The 18,243-nt window shown below is 61.0% G+C and carries 16 protein-coding genes and 1 tRNA gene; 8 read left to right on the top strand and 9 right to left on the bottom strand.

What is annotated here, in order from left to right:
* Positions 1 to 3: 3 nt before the first annotated feature.
* The 5 genes from J8C01_RS10320 to J8C01_RS10300 all read right to left on the bottom strand — a co-directional run bounded on the left by J8C01_RS10320 (position 4) and on the right by J8C01_RS10300 (position 5,762).
* Positions 4 to 1,017 carry a ComEC/Rec2 family competence protein gene (locus J8C01_RS10320; RefSeq protein ID WP_211431859.1) on the bottom strand — a complete coding sequence of 338 codons (1,014 nt, stop codon included), beginning with the start codon at positions 1,015 to 1,017 and terminating at the stop codon, positions 4 to 6.
* A gap of 1,235 nt (positions 1,018 to 2,252) precedes the next feature.
* Positions 2,253 to 2,840: a hypothetical protein gene (locus tag J8C01_RS10315; protein WP_211431858.1), complete on the bottom strand. Its 588-nt coding sequence runs from the start codon at positions 2,838 to 2,840 to the stop codon at positions 2,253 to 2,255.
* A 3-nt stretch (positions 2,841 to 2,843) separates the two neighbouring features.
* Entirely contained in the window at positions 2,844 to 3,929 is a 1,086-nt protein-coding gene (gene lpxD, locus J8C01_RS10310) for a UDP-3-O-(3-hydroxymyristoyl)glucosamine N-acyltransferase (RefSeq protein ID WP_211431857.1), read from the bottom strand.
* The gene (locus tag J8C01_RS10305; protein WP_211431856.1) at positions 3,926 to 4,537 is read right to left on the bottom strand and encodes a class I SAM-dependent methyltransferase; all 612 of its coding nucleotides are present in this window, start codon (positions 4,535 to 4,537) and stop codon (positions 3,926 to 3,928) included. The genes lpxD and J8C01_RS10305 overlap by 4 nt, the downstream gene beginning before the upstream one ends.
* Positions 4,530 to 5,762, bottom strand: a complete 1,233-nt coding sequence (locus tag J8C01_RS10300; protein ID WP_211431855.1) for a Glu/Leu/Phe/Val family dehydrogenase — start codon at positions 5,760 to 5,762, stop codon at positions 4,530 to 4,532. The genes J8C01_RS10305 and J8C01_RS10300 overlap by 8 nt, the downstream gene beginning before the upstream one ends.
* Before the next feature lie 289 nt (positions 5,763 to 6,051).
* Here J8C01_RS10300 and J8C01_RS10295 point away from each other — a divergent pair, with 289 nt between their 5' ends.
* Complete coding sequence (locus tag J8C01_RS10295) at positions 6,052 to 7,575, top strand: ABC1 kinase family protein (protein WP_211431854.1); 1,524 nt, start codon at positions 6,052 to 6,054, stop codon at positions 7,573 to 7,575.
* A gap of 35 nt (positions 7,576 to 7,610) precedes the next feature.
* Here the strand turns inward: J8C01_RS10295 and J8C01_RS10290 are convergent.
* Positions 7,611 to 7,693: transfer RNA gene (locus tag J8C01_RS10290), tRNA-Leu, on the bottom strand.
* 244 nt (positions 7,694 to 7,937) lie between these two features.
* Here J8C01_RS10290 and speA point away from each other — a divergent pair.
* The 4 genes from speA (at position 7,938) to J8C01_RS10270 (ending at position 11,922) form a co-directional block, all read left to right on the top strand.
* Positions 7,938 to 9,827: a biosynthetic arginine decarboxylase gene (gene speA, locus J8C01_RS10285; RefSeq protein ID WP_014100556.1), complete on the top strand. Its 1,890-nt coding sequence runs from the start codon at positions 7,938 to 7,940 to the stop codon at positions 9,825 to 9,827.
* 118 nt (positions 9,828 to 9,945) lie between these two features.
* Positions 9,946 to 10,983 carry a deoxyhypusine synthase family protein gene (locus J8C01_RS10280; protein WP_014100555.1) on the top strand — a complete coding sequence of 346 codons (1,038 nt, stop codon included), beginning with the start codon at positions 9,946 to 9,948 and terminating at the stop codon, positions 10,981 to 10,983.
* A gap of 1 nt (position 10,984) precedes the next feature.
* Positions 10,985 to 11,428, top strand: a complete 444-nt coding sequence (locus tag J8C01_RS10275; protein WP_081464842.1) for a 6-carboxytetrahydropterin synthase — start codon at positions 10,985 to 10,987, stop codon at positions 11,426 to 11,428.
* A 5-nt stretch (positions 11,429 to 11,433) separates the two neighbouring features.
* Positions 11,434 to 11,922: a GNAT family N-acetyltransferase gene (locus J8C01_RS10270; RefSeq protein ID WP_187288373.1), complete on the top strand. Its 489-nt coding sequence runs from the start codon at positions 11,434 to 11,436 to the stop codon at positions 11,920 to 11,922.
* Here J8C01_RS10270 and aroE read toward each other — a convergent pair.
* Genes aroE through J8C01_RS10255 form a run of 3 tightly spaced genes read right to left on the bottom strand, consistent with a single transcriptional unit; the run spans position 11,906 to position 14,551 of the window.
* Entirely contained in the window at positions 11,906 to 13,450 is a 1,545-nt protein-coding gene (gene aroE / locus J8C01_RS10265; RefSeq protein ID WP_211431853.1) for a shikimate dehydrogenase, read from the bottom strand. The two genes, J8C01_RS10270 and aroE, sit on opposite strands and share 17 nt — an antisense overlap.
* A gap of 8 nt (positions 13,451 to 13,458) precedes the next feature.
* Complete coding sequence (locus tag J8C01_RS10260) at positions 13,459 to 13,899, bottom strand: thiol-disulfide oxidoreductase DCC family protein (protein WP_211431852.1); 441 nt, start codon at positions 13,897 to 13,899, stop codon at positions 13,459 to 13,461.
* 40 nt (positions 13,900 to 13,939) lie between these two features.
* A complete protein-coding gene (locus J8C01_RS10255) occupies positions 13,940 to 14,551 on the bottom strand; it encodes a hypothetical protein (RefSeq protein WP_211431851.1) in 612 nt (203 codons plus the stop codon).
* Between the two features lie 394 nt (positions 14,552 to 14,945).
* On the opposite strand from J8C01_RS10255, the gene J8C01_RS10250 reads away from it, so the two are divergent.
* The 3 genes from J8C01_RS10250 (at position 14,946) to J8C01_RS10240 (ending at position 18,154) form a co-directional block, all read left to right on the top strand.
* A complete protein-coding gene (locus tag J8C01_RS10250; protein WP_211431850.1) occupies positions 14,946 to 15,521 on the top strand; it encodes a type II secretion system protein in 576 nt (191 codons plus the stop codon).
* A gap of 120 nt (positions 15,522 to 15,641) precedes the next feature.
* Positions 15,642 to 15,953 carry a Rieske (2Fe-2S) protein gene (locus J8C01_RS10245; RefSeq protein ID WP_014100548.1) on the top strand — a complete coding sequence of 104 codons (312 nt, stop codon included), beginning with the start codon at positions 15,642 to 15,644 and terminating at the stop codon, positions 15,951 to 15,953.
* Entirely contained in the window at positions 15,953 to 18,154 is a 2,202-nt protein-coding gene (locus J8C01_RS10240; RefSeq protein WP_211432723.1) for an SF1B family DNA helicase RecD2, read from the top strand. The genes J8C01_RS10245 and J8C01_RS10240 overlap by 1 nt, the downstream gene beginning before the upstream one ends.
* The last annotated feature ends 89 nt before the right edge of the window (positions 18,155 to 18,243 follow it).

Genomic DNA, 18,243 nt, shown 5'->3' with positions numbered 1-18,243 from the left:
GTGTCACCCGGCGCGGCGGCGCGGCATTTCATCGCCGGAATCATTGGCCGTATCAGGTTGACGGCCGCGCCAGAGTTCGCTTGCGGCCACCTGGCGGGTGGGCGTGATGCGGTATTCCTGCCCGTTGGTGGTCAGGGTGATGTCGCCGTGCAGATCGGTACGGTAGAGCGCAACATCGAGACGGCGCAGGCGGTCAAGCGTCGCCTGCGCGGGGTGGCCGTAGCGGTTCGTCGCGCCACAGGAAATGATGGCTACGGAGGGTGTGGCAGCGCGCAGGAAGCGCTCCCTGGTGGAATGCCGGGAGCCATGGTGGGCTACCTTGAGCACCGTGACCTGGAGCGGCGCACCATCGGTCAGGAGGCGGTCTTCGGTTTCGTCTTCGGCGTCGCCAGTCAGGAGCATGGAAAACTGTCCGTAGTCAAGCCGTACGACGACGGAGTTGGCATTGAGGTCACTGCCGGAAACATTTTGCAGCCAGGGTTGCCGGGGGGCGAGTATGGAGAGGGTGATGCCGTTGTCGAGATTGAACTTCTGTCCGGCTTGGGCCAGCGTGAGTCGTCCGACGTGCTTTTTGACGGCTTCGAGCATGCGGCGGTAGGTCAGCGTGGTGTGTTCCTGTCCGCTGTCGAGGAAGTTTTTGACCTTGAAGCTTTCCAGAACGTAGCCCATGCCGCCGATGTGGTCGGCGTGGGGGTGGGTGGCGATGACGAGGTCGAGTTCGGCGATGCCCTGCTGTCGTAAAAATGCCACCACCTTTGACCCGGCTTCGGCCGGCCCGGCATCAATGAGGATGGTTTTCTTCTCTGGCGTGACGATGAGGTAGCTGTCGCCCTGGCCGACATCAATGGCGTGGACGTGCAGCAGCTTTCCGGCCAGCGGGGGCGGGTCCGGCATGAGCCGGTCCCGGAAATGCCACAGCAGCCAGAGTGATGCCGCAGCCAGACCGAGCAGGCCAACAACCAGCAGGCAACCCTGCCATCCACGGCGCGCAGATGATGAACGGCGATCCTTACGCATGGGTGCTTCCCCAGGGAGCGCGGGCGTCCCGCCCGCACCCTGGCAGGGGTGTGGGCATTTTGCCTGCCTGAACTCTAACGAATGGTGTTCATCCGTCGCTACGCGACGAGGCTGGGAGCGCGGGCGTCCCGCCCGCATGGGGGTGTGTGGGCAACCGTGATCCGTGGGTTGAAACCCATACCCCGGCGTTGAAACGCCGGGCTAAATTCAATCGTCGCTGACGCGACGGGGGCATTGGGGGTGCCGTGATCCGTGGGTTGAAACCCGTACCCCGGCGTTGAAACGCCGGGCTAAATTCAACCGTCGCTGACGCGACGCGGGAGGATCTCAACCCGGCGGTGTCGTGATTGCCCGCACATAACGATGTGGATTTTGGGATACCTACGCCGTAGGACGGAAACCCGTGGACGTGGGCCGTTGGTCGTGGGCTGCAACGCATTTCTGCCGCGTAGCGGCCACTGAATTTAGCCGTGGGTTTTAACCCACGGATCGTGGGTTCACCCACGATGGGTTTCAACCCACGGAATTTTTGCCGCGTAGCGGCAACTGAATTTTGCCGTGGGTTTCAACCCACGGATCACGGTCGCCCACCAATCATTTTCCGTCGCGTCAGCGACGGTTGAATACAACCCTTGTGATGTGAACGGAATGGCCACCGGAAACACCCCTTGGGTTGATTCCACCCGCACGAATCCCCAACGGACGGCATTCATCCGTCGCTGACGCGACGGGGACGATTGGGTGGCACCGCGATCCGTGGGTTCAAACCCACGGCTAAATTCAGTTGCCGCTACGCGGCAAAAATTCCGTGGGTTGAAACCCATCGTGGGTGAACCCACGATCCGTGGGTTAAAACCCACGGCTAAATTCAGTGGCCGCTACGCGGCAGAAATGCGTTGCAGCCCACGACCAACGGCCCACGTCCACGGGTTTCCGTCCTACGGCGTAGGTATCCCAAAATCCACATCGTTATGTGCGGGCAATCACGACACCGCCGGGTTGAGATCCTCCCGCGTCGCGTCAGCGACGGTTGAATTTAGCCCGGCGTTTCAACGCCGGGGTACGGGTTTTCAACCCACGGATCACGGCACCCCCAATGCCCCCGTCGCGTCAGCGACGGTTGAATTGAATCATCCCGCGTCCCCAACCCCACACCGCTGGGTTGACATCCCCATTATCGCGCCGCGACGGGCCACCTTCCCCGCGGGCGGGACGCCCGCGCTCCCAAGCTCGTTTCACCACGACACACCTGCTCTCCCAACAGCAGAATAGCCGTCATCGGCAAGCTGCCGGGCGCGGAGGTTGGCGTTGGGCGTCGCACGGGTGTCCACGGTGAAGTCAATGTGCTCGAAGCCCGCAAGCCCCTTGATGACCAGCCGTTCGCCAACCTTGCGGGAAAAATCCGGCGCGTCATCGGGGCCGGTGCGGTACGTAAAGGCCCGCAAAATCACGGCAAAGGGTTTGCCATCAGCCAGTCGCCACTCGGCTTTGCGCCCTTTTTCGCGGGTGTAGCCGGGGGTCTGCCCCTCGGCAAGCAGACGCGAAAAGCTCCGGTTGCGCGCTTCGACGAAAATATCGGCCGCGAAGGCGCTGAAACTCACCAGGAGGCGATAGTTGCCATAACCGGTGCAGTACATCGGCGCGTCACTGCCTTCTGAAGCCCCTGTGTTGTCGTAACGGCAGCGCAGATTGAGGTCGGTGTAGGCGCTGGTAAAGGCCACCGGTGCAGCAGCGCGGCCGGGCAGTGTCGTTACAAGCAGCACAAGCGCCGCCAACAACGCGATGCCATATTTTTGGAAGTGGAAACGATGGACTGTCATCATGGGCTATCCTTTCCGGGAAGGGTCTTTTTCGCGCGCCGCCAGTTCGAGTGCCTTCAGGCGGGCTTCGAGATGCTGGACTTGTTTGAGCAGTTCAGGCAACCGGGCTTGCGCTGCCGAAACGCGCAGCCACTGCCGGCGGTCCACCGCCGGATAGCCGGCGACCTGTTGCCCGGCCGGGACATCGTTCGGAATGCCGCTCTGGGCCAGTGCCGTAACGCCGTCGCCAATTGTCAGGTGGCCGGCGACGCCAACCTGCCCGGCGAGGATGACCCGTGAGCCAATCGTGGCGCTGCCGGCAATCCCAACCTGGGCGCACAGCAGGGTGTCCTCCCCGACTTCGACGGCATGACCAATCTGCACGAGGTTGTCGAGCTTGGCGCCGCGCCGAATGCGGGTTTCCCCCACGCTGGGACGGTCAATCTGTGTACCGGCGCCGATTTCCACGTCGTCTTCAATGATGACGCGCCCGGCCTGCGGGATTTTTTCCCAGCTTCCATCCGGGCGCTTGGCATAGCCGAAACCATCACAGCCAATGGTGACGTGGTTGTGGACAGTAACCCGGCAGCCAAGTTCGACCTGTTCCCGGATGACAACGTGGGCGTGAAGCACCGAGTCGTCGCCGATGCGGGCGCCGTCATAAATGACCGTGTGGGCGAAAAGCCGGACCCGGTCGCCCAGAACGACGTTTTCACCGACAACCACATAGGGTCCAACAGATACTTCCGCCCCTAGCCGCGCCGAGGGCGCAATGATCGCTGTGGGATGAATGCCGGGCGAAGGCCGCGGCGGCCGGTAAAACCAGCCAGCCATGCGGGCAAAGGCCAGGTAGGCGTCCGGTGCACGGACGACCGGGCAGGGCAGCCCTTCCGTGGCAACACCCTGACTGACGATGATCGCCGCCGCGCGCGTCGTCCGGGCTTTGGCCGCGTAGCGTGGGTTCGACAGAAAGGTAAGCTCCGTGGGCCCGGCTTCGTCGAGGCCAGCCACGCCCGTGATAACGATTTCGGCCGCATCGGCTGTCCCTTCCACCGTGTAGCCAAAGGCAGCCGCAAGGTCACGGAGAGTGGGCGCGGATGGAAGGTGGTTCATGGTGCAGGTGGAGCGCCGTCCGGTTTGACGACTTCGAGTTCAAAATAGACTTCTTTTCCCCGGACGACGGCATTCAGATATTGTTCCCAGAAACGCCGCAGGAAACGCCAGCGGGGATGGCGACGATCCAGATTGACGAGCCATTCCAGTCCACAGGCGCGCCACAGGTTCAGAAGCGTAACGTAGGGCGGGCGCTGACGAAAGCGCACCGGGGCGTAGAAGTCAAACACTTCCTGCCCGACGGTCAGGTTGCGAAAGGAATAACTGTTGAGATGGTTGCGGTGGGTCAGATCGGTGGCAAAGTCGGGATTCGTCCAGTGGGGGGCCACGAGCAGAACCCAGCCGCCGGGACGCACGATGCGGTGCAGTTCAATGATGACCGCCAGCGGTGATTGAACGTGCTCGATGACGTGCCGCCCGATGACGGCATCGAAGGCGTGTTCGGGAAATGGGTAGGGCACGTCATCGAGGTTGTGAACCAGATCGGCGTCCGCGTGGGGGTTGGCATCCATCCCCAGCGCGCCGGGGGTTTTGTTGCGTCCGCAGCCAATGTCCAGGACGCGCTGGCCCGCCAGCCGCGCCATCCACTGGGCGAGGACATCAGGCATAGATGCCGCGCAGTGCCAGGTCGCGTCCCATGTGCTGAACACCCACGATATAGCTGGCATCCCGCAGGTTCACGCCGTAGGTCTCGGCCGCCTTGACGACATTGTGGTACATCGCTGTGACTTTGTCGCGGAGACGCTCCAGGACGACGTGCCGCCGCCAGCGGAAGCCAATCCGGTTCTGCACCCACTCGAAGTACCGCACGATGGTGCCGCCGGATTCGCCCATAATCGCCGGGATAACGTAAATGTCCGAGTCGTCAAGGATTTGGCTGGCCTCGACTGTGCTGGCCCCGTACGCGGCTTCGCACAGGATACGGCAGCGGAGTTTGTAGGCGTTTTTGGCCGTGATCTGGTTTTGCAGGTAGGCCGGGACGAGCACATCGCAGTCGATGGTGAGCAGTTCTTCGTCAGTGAGGGTGTCGGCTTCGGTGTAACCGGCCAGTGAGCCGTTGTGGGCGAAGTATTCCAGCACATCCGGGACATCGAGGCCGTCGGGATGATAGACACCGCCGCCGGAATCAGTAATTGCAATGACCTTGTAGCCGGCCTGGTGAAGCAGCTTGGCAGCCGAACCGCCACGGCGTCCGGCCCCCTGGATGGCAACCCGTGGTTGGGCCGGTTTGTTGCCCAGGTGCTTGAATGTGGCATCAAGCAGACACCAGACGCCGTAGCCGACGGATTCGTGCGAGCCGTGGGAGCCGCCCAGTTCGAGTGGTTTGCCGGTAACGATGGCCGTAACGGTCTGGCGCGCATGCATCGAGTAGGTGTCCATAATCCATGCCATGACCTGCTGATCGGTACTGAAATCCGGCGCCAGGATGTCCCGTTCGGTGCCGATGATGTCGAGGATTTCAACGACATACCGGCGGGTCAGACGTTCGAGTTCGTGAATGGAGAGTTGGTTGGGATCACAAATGATGCCCCCCATCGAGCCGCCAAAGGGCACATCAGCAACGGCGGAGGTGAGGGTGGCCCAGAGCGCCAGAGCGCGCAGGTCATCGAGAGTCAGGTCAGGACGGTAGCGCAATCCGCCGTGCATCGGCCCCATGGCGACGTGATGCTGCACGCGGTAGCCGGGGAAAATCTGGATTTCTCCCGAATCCATCTCGACCGGCAGGTTGACGGCCAGTTCCCGGCCGGGCAGACCCAAAATGAGCCGGTAGTTGGGGTCCAGGTTCAGGATGTCGGCCGCCCGGTTGAAATACATGCTCACGACGCGCGTCATGCGCGATTTCCCGTCCGGTTGCGAGTCAAGATCAGGAAGTGAATGCGAGGAGAGGGACAGGAGGGGGTTGCTCATAAACGTAAGTCCTTGGTGAAGTGGGAAGTGACACCGCAGGTAGGTTTTTACACCGGGCTGGTGACGAATTTCATTCGTTTTTTGGCCGGACGGCTTCCGGCAGCGTCAATTTCCGGCGTCATGGGCTAGGCTGTGATCAGTAGTTGGTCTATCCCCCGGCTGAAGCTTGCCGATGAGGTTCCGGGGCTGCGTCGCGCCGGAGTGCATCCGTGGTATGTCAACACACCTGTTTCGTCGTTTCGTCACCATTTTCCGGGTTCTGCTGCCCTTTTTTCTCGCCTGGCTGGTGAGTTTCCTGCCCCTTGGGTCCCGCGCGGCACGCCAAGCCCGCGCGGCGCGCCGGTTACGTGAGGCGCTGGAGCAGTTGGGCATTGTGTTCATCAAGGTGGGGCAGGTCGTCGGCGTCCGTACGGACACCCTGCCGCCGCCTTACGCCGCTGAACTGGCCCGGCTTCAGGATGCTGTCCACCCGGTGCCCATCCACCTGGTGAAACCCTTTCTCGAACGTGAGTACGGGCGCGTGCTGTCGGAACTGTTCGAGCGTTTTGACCCGGAACCGCTGGCAACGGCCAGCATCGGGCAGGTTCACCGGGCGCGGTGGCGTGGGCGTGAAATCGTCGTCAAGTTTCTCAAGCCGGATACGCTCCAGTTGCTGGAAACCGATTTCGAGCTGATCCGGCGGATGGCGGGCGCATTGCGCCGGGTGTCGGGAACGCCCATCTGGGAAGACATCCTGACCGTTGTGGGACGCTTTGAAGCCGGGTTTCGGGAAGAGGCTGACTTTGCCGCCGAGCGCCGGCATGCCATCCGTTTGCGGGAGATACTGGCGCCGTTTCCCGATGTCGTCGTGCCGGAGACGATTGACGAACTGTGTACGCCGCGGGTGCTGGCGCTGGAGTTTGTGGATGGCTGCCGGATTGCCGACGTGGAGGCCGTGCGGCGGATTGTCCGCCAGCCCCGGCGTCTGCTCGACCGTCTGGTGCACATGTATGCCTACATGATTCTGTGTGAGGGCTACTACCACGCTGACCCGCATCCGGGGAACTTTCTGGTGCTGCCAGATGGACGCCTGGCGTTGCTCGACTTTGGCATGGTGCAGACGCTTCGGGTGGAAACCCGGCAGGCGCTGACCGATCTGGTGCGCGCGGCGCTGCGCGGCCACACCGATGAAGTCGTGGAAGGATTTTACCGGCTGGGTCTCGTCGCACCTGACACGCCGCGCGACCAGGCGCGCGCTGCCATTGCCGAGATTGGTCAGATCAACGTCCTGCAATCGAATACCAAAAACCGTATTGCTGCCGTCGGCGAGGCCGTCGAACGCAGCCGGGTGCGGTTTCTGCTGCCGGAAGACCTGGCCTATGCCTTTCGCCTGATCCAGATGCTCGAAGGCGTGGCGTCCTACTATCAGCCGGGCTGGAATGTCATTGCCGACGGCGGGGCCGGGATACAGGCGGCGCTTGAAGACCTGGTGAGTGGTGTTGCTGCCCGGCGTGCAGAAAGACGTCCGGCAGGCGATGCAGCACAGGCTGCATCAATGCGGTTGGTGGCCAATGGTGCGCGTCTGCGCCCGGCGGAAAGCCCCGTGCGACGGTTGTTCCAGAGCGTGCAGGCGTGGCTGGCGCCGGTGGCCGAGCGTCTTGACAGTATGGCTGCGCCGGAAGTTGGAACAGCCGAACGCAGACCAGAGCTGTCGCCGGTAAGCAACGGGACAACAGCGCCCCGGGCCCAGGATGGGTGACAGAAAACTCAGGAAAAACCGTGGCGGGAAAACAGTGCCGGAGGAGAGACTCGAACTCTCACGGGGTTGCCCCCACCGGATTTTGAGTCCGGCGCGTCTACCATTCCACCACTCCGGCGGCCGAAAAAGCAGCGCGCAAGTATAGTCAGCCGGCCTGTGGAATGTAAAGACACGCCGGGAACCACGTGCGCAGCCGCCCCGGCAGAAGGGCCGAAAAGAACGGCTATGTCCTTGAAATGGCTGGCTTTGAGCGCGATTGGCCGGGATGGACTTTTTTTTGACGCTACACGCTGTGTTTGCTACATTCACGGGCTTGTTTACGTCGTTATCTACAGACGTAATTCCAGGCACGAGGGCAGGTGATGAAAGCAAAGCTCGAGGAGGTCGCACAGACCTATGGTATTGAAAACTGGGGTGCCGGGTACTTCAGCATCAACAAAAAAGGCCATCTGGTCGTGCATCCCAGCGAGTATGACCGCCGTGGGGCTGACCTGATGGAAATCCTGGAAGACCTTCAGCGTCGTCGTATTCATGCCCCTCTGCTCCTGCGTTTTCCACAAATTCTTGTCAACCAGATGAAAAAATTGACCGGGGCCTTTCGGAGTGCCATCCGCGAGTTCGACTACAAGGGGCGGTACTACGGCGTGTTTCCGATGAAGGTCAATCCCCGGCGGGAAGTTGTCGAGGAGTTTTTGCGTGCCGGCCGGCGCTATGACTTCGGAATCGAGGTCGGCAGCAAGCCGGAACTCTATGCGGCGCTGGCCAACGAGCAATCAGCCGATTCCCTGATGATTTGCAACGGATTCAAGGATGAAAGTTACATCCGCATGGCGTTGCTGGGGACGGAACTGGGGAAAAATGTCGTCATCGTCATCGAGAAGATCGGCGAGCTGGAAATGGTCATCCAGTTGGCACGGGAAATAGGCGTTTCTCCCCTGCTTGGGATTCGCGTCAAGCTCTACTCGAAAGGGAGCGGCCGGTGGGAAAAATCTGGTGGTGAATCAGCCAAATTTGGTTTGACGACAAGCGAAATCCTGGAAGTTATCCGTGTGCTGCGCGAGCATGAAATGGTGGATTCGCTCCGTCTGCTCCACTTTCACATCGGCTCCCAGATCACGAGCATCAAGCGAGTCAAGAACGCCATCAAGGAAGCTGCACGGGTCTATGCCAAGATTCGGGCCATGAAGATTGACATTGACTATCTGGATGTCGGTGGCGGACTTGGTGTGGACTATGACGGCAGCCGGACGAGTTCAGAATCCTCGGCCAACTATACCGTCCAGGAATTTGCCAATGATGTGGTTTATACCATCAAAAGCGTCTGCGAGGACGAGGACGTACCGGAACCAAACATCATTACGGAGTCCGGGCGGATGCTGACCTCCTACCACGCCGTGCTTGTGGCCAATATCCGGGCGGAAATCGAAACGGTGGTGGGGGAGTACGAAGCCGTCAAGGTGGATGACAATGATCCCCAGGTCATCGTCGAACTCAAGGACCTGTGCATGGGCATCAACTCGAAAAACTATGCCGAGTATTACCACGATGCCATCGAGCACAAGGATGAACTCTACACACTGTTCAATCTGGGCTTGATTTCCCTCGAAGACCGGGCCAAAGGAGAAATTCTTTTCTGGGAGGTTTGCGAACGGACGGCCAAGTATGCCCAGAATGACAAGAGCATGATGGAAGAATATGAAGAACTGCGGCAGATGTTGGCCGCAAAGTATCTGTGTAACTTTTCCATCTTCCGTTCGCTTCCCGATAGCTGGGCTATCAATCAACTGTTTCCGATTATGCCACTCCACAAACTGGACAAGACCCCGACGGAGTTGGCGACCCTGGTGGACATCACCTGTGATTCGGACGGCGTAATTGACAAGTTTGTGGACCTGAAAGACATCAAGGAAACACTCGAACTCCATCCCTTCAAAGGAGAGCCGTATTTTCTGGGCGTGTTTCTCGTCGGGGCCTATCAGGAAGTGATGGGAAGTGGCCACAACCTGTTTGGGCCACTCAACGAGGCGCACATCGTGATTGAAGATGAAGGCTACCTCATTACGAAGGTTGTTCCGGGAGGGACCCTGGGTGAAGCCGTGGAGACGGCGCGTTATGAGCAGTCAGCACTCCAGGAGGGCTTTGGCGAACTGGCAGCGGAGCAGGTCAAACGTGGGCGGCTGTCGGCGGAACGCGCCAACGAGTTATGCCGGCAGTATGAAAGCTATGTGTCCTGCTATACCTATCTGAGCTGAACCGAAAGCGCGCCTCGGCTTTGTCGAGTGGCTCCGGCGGTGGTGATGGTTTTGGCCTGTATTGATGTTGAGAAGCTGGCGCGCCGAACCCACGCTCTGGCATACGAAACAAGAGATCATGAGCAAGAAAGCGAAAGCATCGCCGTATCTGAAACGCCCAACCGACCCCATCGAAATTGACCGTGACCGAAGCGTGGCCGGGCTGTTGGCGAAGTTTGAGGCGACTTCTTTTCAGGCCCGCAATCTGGCCATTGCCCACAACATCTGGCTCAACATGCTCGATGACACCTGCACGATTGTGCTGGGGGTGAGTGGCCCGCTGATTCCGGCCGGAATGCGGCGGCTGCTTGCCTGGCTGATTCGCAACCGGTATGTGGACGTAATCATCACCGACGGGCTGACGGTTTTTCACGACGTGCATGAATCACTCGGACGCCAGCACTACCAGGGTTCACCGCTGACGGCCCAAAGTGAGCTTCAGTCGCATGGGATTGCCCGGCTGTACGACACGCTGTTGAGCGAAGAAGAAGTGCGGGAAGCTGACGAGTGGCTGCGCAGCTTCGTCAACATGCAGGACCTGACGCGGCCCTACCCTACCCGCGAGTTTTTGAACCTCCTCGGCCACGAACTGGCCGAGATAGCCAACGAAGATGGGATTTTGACCGCGGCGTACAAGGCACGCATTCCGGTGTTTTGTCCCGGCGTGACGACCTCGCCGCTGGTGCGCGGCATTGCTGCCGGGCGGATTGACCGCAAGTCGCCGTTTCTGTTCGATGTCATTCAGGATGTGGTCGAGATGGCTCACATTCTGTTGGGTTCCACCAATGTCGGCGGACTGTACTTTGGGTCAAGTCTGTGTAGTGACTTCGTACGCCAGGCCCAGGCCACCGGGACGGTTGTCAATGCCCGTTTGCGACCGCTGAAGTACGTCGTGCAGGTGACACTGGAGGGCGGTGCCATGTGGCATCCGGTTGAGGATGCTGACAACTGGAGTCGGGCGGCAAAAGAACTACGGAGCGTGACGACCTACTGTGATCCCACGATTGCCCTCCCGATGCTGGTGACGGCGCTGACGCAGAGTGCCACCCGCCAGATCAAGGCCCGGCGAAAGCCGACCTTCACGCTGGGGCGCGATCTGGTGATGATCACCACGTAGGATGCCGACGCCCAATGGAGCTACAACACAGGGGGCGCTGTCCGCTTCGGAACCGGCTATGAACAGGCATTTTTACGAGGTGATGGTCGAAACCCAATTCTCGGCCGCCCATGCCCTGCGCCACTACCGGGGACAGGGCGAATCCGTACACGGCCACAACTGGCGGATTCAGGTGTTTGTCCGGGGGGAAAAACTGGACGGGAACCATATCCTGGTTGACTTTCGGGCGGTCCGCGAAGCAACTGAGGAAGTCATGCACTACCTTGACCACAAGCACCTCAACGAACTGCCGCCTTTTGACCGGGAACTTAACCCTTCGACGGAAAACATTGCCGCTTTCGTGTTTCACCAGGTCGCCAAGCGCATCAACACGCCGCACTATCAGGTGACACTCGTGCGCGCCTGGGAAACGCCCACCACCATGGCTGCCTATGGGCTGGCTTGATGGCCATGGAAACGGTGGATGTCCTGCCCCTGAACCTGCTGGACGCCTATGCCTGTTGGGAACTCAACCGCCGGTGTTTTCCTGAACGTGAGACCTACGATCTGGCGACATTCCGCGTCCTGCTCGATTCGCCGGATTCGGTTTCCTACAAGGCGTTGGACGGACAGCGTCGCATGGTGGGCTTTCTGGTCGGGCTGGTGGACCGCGACGCTTCGCTGGGACGTGGCCGGGGGCAATTGTTGGGCAGCGGACACATCATTGCCGTCGGCGTTGCGCCGGAAGCACGTCGCCAGGGACATGCACGCCGCCTGCTGGAAGCCGCCGAGCGTGGGTTCCGGCGCCGTGGCATAACGATTGTCCACCTTGAAGTTCACGCCACAAATGTTGCTGCCTGCCAGCTCTATACCAACGCCGGATACAGCGTGACCCAGCGTCTGGCACGCTATTACGCCGATGGCGATGATGCCCTCAAGATGGTCAAGGCGCTGGCCTGACGCTGTGGAGCGCCCGTTCGGCGGCAGCAAAGAGGATGGTTTCGGGAACGTCCCGGCCTGTCCAGCGGGCGAGTTGTTCGGCGGCCTGTGCGATGAGCATGGGAAGCCCGTCGAGCGTGGCTATACCCTGCTGGCTGGCAGCCTGCAAAAGCGCTGTGTGCCGTGGGCGGTAGATGAGGTCATAGACCCAGGCCAGCCCTTCCAGCCGTTCTGGAGGCACTGGGCAGGCACCTTCGGCATAACCGGCCATACCGACCGGGGTAGTGTTGACGAGTCCCACAAACCGCCGTCCGTGGAAATCGTCCAACGGCACAATGGGGACGTCAAACCGGGCGCCAAGGTCCTGTGCACGGGCGGGATGGCGGGCAAACACGGTGACTTGGGCACCGGCCGCGACGAGTCCGCAGACGACCGCCTGGGCCGCACCACCCGCGCCCAGAACGGCCACCGGCTCTCCTTCCACGGCAAATCGCTGCTGCAACGGACGCATCGCTCCGGCGACATCGGTGTTGTCGCCGATGAGTTCCTGCCCGGAAACCAGAATGGTGTTGACCGCGCCGACACGCGCCGCCATTGCCGTGAGCCGGTCAAGGTAAGGGAGGATGGCGACCTTGTGGGGCAGGGTGACGCTGTAGCCCCCAACTGTCCAGGGAAGACGCCGGGTGCGGGGGTGGATGGCGTCGCGTAAAAACGGCGCGAGGTCGTCCGGGGAGACTTCAACGGGGATGTAAACCCAGTTGAGTCCAAGGTGGGCAAAGGCGGCATTGTGCAGGTCTTTGGAAAGGGAGTGCGCAACGGGGCAGCCCAGAAGTCCGGCCACAATGGTGTGGCGGTCGAGGGAGGACAGACGGAAGGTTTCGCGGAGTTCGGTGGCGGTGAGTTGTCCCGGAGCCACGGCCCGGCCATCGTGGCCCGTGCTGTAAGTCCAGCGCGCGCCGTAAGCCGGGCCGAGAATGCGCGTCAGAACGCCCAGCCCGCCCATTCCGACCGGGATTTTCTGCCAGGTGGAAGGTGTTGCCGAAGGTGTCCCGGTCAGCCAGTCAAACAGGCGGCATACGTCATCCGGTTGGTTGACCTTGACCGCCAGTTTGACCGTGCCGGCATGAGGCGGGAAGTGCGCCAGAGCAAAGGCGTGGATGTCGGCCGGTGTCGCCTGAAAGTCGTGATGGGAAACCACGACCCGCGCCCACACCGGATGGTCGGGCGGATAAGTCGGCAGAAGCGGCGCGATGAGATCGGTTTCAAGGTCGAAGGCCTCGGCCGGCGTCGTCAGGGCGCTGTGCCAGAACCGCAGGCGGTCGGCGTGGGAGAGGTCCCGAAAGCCACCCTGTTCGCGGGGGCGAAAGGTGACCACGACCGGCCGGGGGCGACGGGGCAGGACGTGGTGAAGCGCCCGGAGCACGGCCTCGACCGAAAGGTTGTGCAGGGCATCAAGGCGCAGCTCCAGCCAGTCCGCCGCCGCGGCCGCCACCGGCAGGGCCGCCAGCAGGTCATCCGGGGTTGAGGCGGCAATTGGGGTGCAAATCACAGGAGAACTTACGGTGACACCCAGAGAAAACGCGCGCGGATGTCCGGCGAAGGAACAAGGCAGGTCTCATACCGCCCGAACAGCCGGTAGCGCATACGGGCAAAGGCATCGTAGAGCCAGTCCCGAAGAAATCCGGGCAGGACGTAGCCCAGCGTCAACCAGCGCCACCATCCGCCAAGGTAGGCGGCAATCCGCAGTGCGGCCGTCGAGCGGACGAAAACCTGTTCGATGCCGTCATCCGTGGTTTCGACGAGCACCACCGAGTCCACCGTGGCCAGCCACGAGTGGCAGGCGATGACTTGGTTGCCATATTCACTCTGGAGGGGGGCAAAGTACATCGTCCCTTGGGTGTCATGGGTAATGACGAACCTGACGGCCCAGTTGCAGAAGCCGCACAGCCCGTCGTAGAGCAGGACCTGGCGTGGTTTGGTGGGGGAGGAGGTTGGCATGGATGGCATCTTTGGGTGTGAAGTGAAATCAGTGGTGAACTTACCTGGTCAAATCAATGGCCCAGCCATTTTGAGGCGATATTTTCCGGTTTTCGAGATCCACTTCCCAGATGGCTACCTGTGGCTCCTTCTGGTTGACGAGTTTGATGGTGTACGTCACCCGGCACTTCGTACCCTGGCACTCGACCTCCCACCCTTCCACCTGCTCAACTTTTTTTTCTTCGACGAGACGGGTCAGGTAGGCGGTGATGGCTTCGCCAATGTTTCCGCCTCCGCTGGCCGGTGCCCGCTCGACAAGGTGAAGCGCACCGAGTTGTTCTGTCGGGGCGGGCGTGTGCCAGAAGCGGTATTCACTGACTCCGTAACCGAGCAGTCCGAAGAGGATCAGCACGCCACCAAGCAAGGCGATGAGCTGCCAGCGGTTGAGGGGAAGTCCTGGCTTGGCTTCTTCCTGTGCCAGAGTGCCAGTCTTGCCCTTGGTGAGCCTGGCGGTCTTGCCGGCGGCTGTTTTTGCCTTGACTTGGGGCGCGGCGTATTTGCCGGCCAGGCCAGTGCTGACGCCGGCCTGCTGTACTTTGGGCGTCGCCAGCTTGCACTTCGGGCACTGCTCGGCATCCACCGGTACTTCATAAAAACAGCGCGGACATCTCATAGCAGTATCCTGGCGGGAGAGGGCAAGCCCTCCACCGGCGTGCCTTCCTTCCCTGAAGCATGACCGGAAAAGCTGACAAAACGTGTCAGCTTTCCACAATGTGGTAACAAAAATCCGTCACCGGAAAACCACGGTCTGGCTCTTTCCCGGCGCTTCCGTTTCCCGCCCACGATGTGTCACCTCCGGCGCAAGCTTTTCTTGACCAAAGATTTAAGGTCTTTTGTTGCAGATGTGCCAAGCTCCCGGAGGGAGCCGTTTTCATCATTTTGGATCGAAGTTTGCAGAAATCACATTGTGCCAACGTTCAACTCAAGGCAACTCTGCTCCCATTGGGTATGGTCAGGCGAGATGCCTGCTGCCGCTTCCGGTTTCTTGGTGAAGGAGAAGTGAAGGCATGTCGAGCACCTTTTCGCTGGAGCTTCGTCGTCAGACGCCTTATCGTACGCAACGTGGGTTCTCGATGATTGAACTCATCATGGTCGTTTTCATCTTGGGGATTATCACGGCGATTGCCGTGCCTAACCTTATCAAGGCGCGGGAAACCGCCCGGCGTGGCTGGTTTCAACAGACGGCCCGCACGATTGGGTCATCGCTGGAGATATTTGCCCAGACCAACCGGGGGCGCTACCCAAAGGATGGCATGTTCTACGAAGCACCGGGTGGGGACCCTGTCAAGTGGGAGAACGATTCGGGCATGCCTTGGTTTGGCTTTTCCAATCCTTCGCAGCAGCCGACTTGGTATATTGACTACCAGGTTCACAATAGCCCTATTGCGCCGGGAATGCGTTACATCGGGCTGAGCTACTCCGGGTTGCGCGGTGCACCAGCGGATGGCAACATTACCAACAATGCCTCGCTTTGGAATGACTATGGTCAGGGGCAGGAAATTCCCGGCGACAAGCGTCTGATTTTCATCTTTTATCCTGCTGTTCCGCCTGACCGCATCTGTCCCGATTCTGCCTGCAACTAGTTGAAGGTCAACTGGTTATGGTAGGTGGTACGGCTTATCCCGCTTTGGGAAACGCCTGTTCAACAACGTCTCGGGCAACCGGGGCGTTGTCGTTTTTGGGGTTTGTCAGGGAGTTCATCCATGCCGCGTGTCAAAGTTGCCGCACTGACCGAGGTACGTCCGGGGCAGATGCGTCTGTTTGCGTTAGCGTCGCACAAGGTGGTCATTTACAACTGCAACGGCCGCATTCATGCCAGTGAGGCAGGGTGTCCGCACATGGGGGCGTCCTTGCACGAAGGGGTGCTCATCGGGACGGAAGTGACCTGTCCGTGGCATCACTGGTCATTTGATGTGGCGACGGGTGAATGCACCAGCAACCCGCTGGCACCCAAAAGGCTGATGACCTTTCCTGCGACGGTTGAACAGGGCGACGTCTGGGTTGATCTCCCGTGATGAACAACTCCCGGCCGCCTTCGGTTCTCGTTGGTGCCGTCGAGCGTGTGACTTATACCAACCCGGAAACAGGCTACACGGTGTTGCGCCTCCGGGTGAACGGTGAGCGTGAGGCCGTAACGGTGGTCGGGTACTTCCCGGCACTGTCGCCAGGGGCGACGCTCCGTTTGTCCGGGTTCTGGACGACCCATCCCACGCACGGCCCGCAATTCAAAGCTACCCAGCACGAAGTCACCCAGCCGGCAACGCTGGCCGGCATCGAGAAATACCTGGGTTCCGGTCTCATCAAAGGGATCGGCCCTGTCACGGCCCGGCGCATCGTTGCCCACTTCCGGGAAGCCACATTGCAGATCATCGAGACGGACATCCACCGCCTGAGCGAAGTGCCCGGCATCGGCCGCAAGCGCGTTGAGCTGATTGCACAGGCCTGGGAAGCACAGCGCGCTATCAAAGACGTGATGCTGTTTTTGCAGTCGCATGGCGTCTCCACCCACTATGCCGCCAAGATATACAGGCAGTATGGGGCCCGTGCGATTCAGACCGTCATCGAAAATCCCTACCAGCTTGCGCGGGACATCTACGGGGTGGGTTTCAAAACCGCCGACGCGATTGCGGCCAATCTGGGCATAGCGCCGGATGCGGAAATGCGTCTGCGGGCGGCCTGCCTCCACGTGCTTCAGGAAGCCGCCGACCAGGGGCACTGTTTTCTGCCAGAAAGCCGGCTGCTCGCCTCCCTGCAAACGCTTCTGGGCGTGACTGATGCCGAGCGCCTGCACGCTGTCCTGGCAACTCTGACCGCCGAGGCCGAACTGGTGGCCCGTCCGCCCGCGCCGCCTAACGTGCTGGAAGCGAGTTATCACCTGCCGTACCTGTTTTATGCCGAGCAGCATATTGCGCGGCTGCTGCGTGGTCTCACCCTGCGTCCCCTGACCCAACTGGAAGCACCGGCGCGGCAGTGGCTGGACGCCTACGCGGCCAGGGAGTCGCTGCAACTGTCGCCGGAGCAGCAGCAGGCCGTGCTGACGGCGGCAACGCAGCGCGTGGCAGTGGTTACGGGCGGCCCCGGCTGTGGCAAGACAACGACGTTGCGGGCCATCGTTGGTTTGTTCCGCTGGCTTGGGCTGCGGGTTGAGCTGGCGACACCGACCGGACGCGCTGCCCAGCGGCTTTCCGAAGTGACCGGCGTCGAGGCGCGTACCCTGCATCGGCTGCTGGCCTACGATCCGGCCCGGGGACGCTTCACCCACGACAGCGATTACCCACTCGACACGGATGCCGTCATCGTGGACGAAGCCTCGATGCTCGACGCCCCACTGGCTGCGGCGCTGCTCAAGGCCATGCCGGCGCGGGGACGGCTTCTGCTCGTGGGGGATGTGGACCAGTTGCCTTCCGTCGGCCCGGGCCGGGTGCTGGGTGACATCATTGCCGCCGGAGTCGTGCCGGTCTGCCGTCTGACCCAGGTGTTTCGCCAGGCTGAGGGCAGCGCCATCATCCAGAATGCCCACCGGATTCGTACGGGACAGTTTCCCCAGCTTATCCGACCGGATGGCAGGACAACCACCGACTGCTATTTCGTGGCGGCCGACACCCCGGCAGACATCCAGGCGCGACTCGAACAGGTTGTGGCGAGTCTGTCCCGGCGTTTTGGGTACGACCCGGTGAACGACATCCAGGTGTTGACGCCCATGAACCGGGGGGAGATTGGCGCCGTCGAACTCAACCGGCGCTTACAGCAGGCGCTCAATCCGCTGCGTCCGGGGCAGCCTGAAATCGAGCGTCTGGGACGCCGCTTCCGGGTCGGGGATAAGGTCGTGCAGCGTGTCAACAACTACACCCGCGAAGTCTTCAACGGCGACATCGGGCGCATCGTGGACATCCAGCTTGAGGATCAAACCCTGACCGTGAATTACGACGGGCGGTGCATCACTTATGATTGGGCGGATGTCAACGAACTCAGCCACGGCTTTGCCCTTTCCGTCCACAAAAGCCAGGGGTCGGAGTATCCGGCGGTGGTGATTGTGCTGCATACGCAGGCGTTTCCGGTGCTGAGCCGCAACCTGCTCTACACGGCGCTGACGCGCGCCAAACGGACGGCGGTGCTGCTGGGAACAACCCGTGCCATTGGCTTGGCCGTGCGGCAGGTGGAAGCCGCCCGACGCTACACCTGGCTGGCGGAGGCGCTGCGTGAACCCATCCGGTAGGGCCCGTGATTCGGTCAGCCCGTTTCTTGACAGCCAGGTTGGGGGCAACATAGGCTGGATTGTCATTTTCAATCGTTTACGGGTCAGAC

The sequence above is a fragment of the Chloracidobacterium sp. D genome, assembly GCF_018304685.1.
In the GTDB taxonomy this organism is placed as follows: domain Bacteria; phylum Acidobacteriota; class Blastocatellia; order Chloracidobacteriales; family Chloracidobacteriaceae; genus Chloracidobacterium; species Chloracidobacterium thermophilum.
This window is presented reverse-complemented; position numbering and strand designations above follow the sequence as displayed.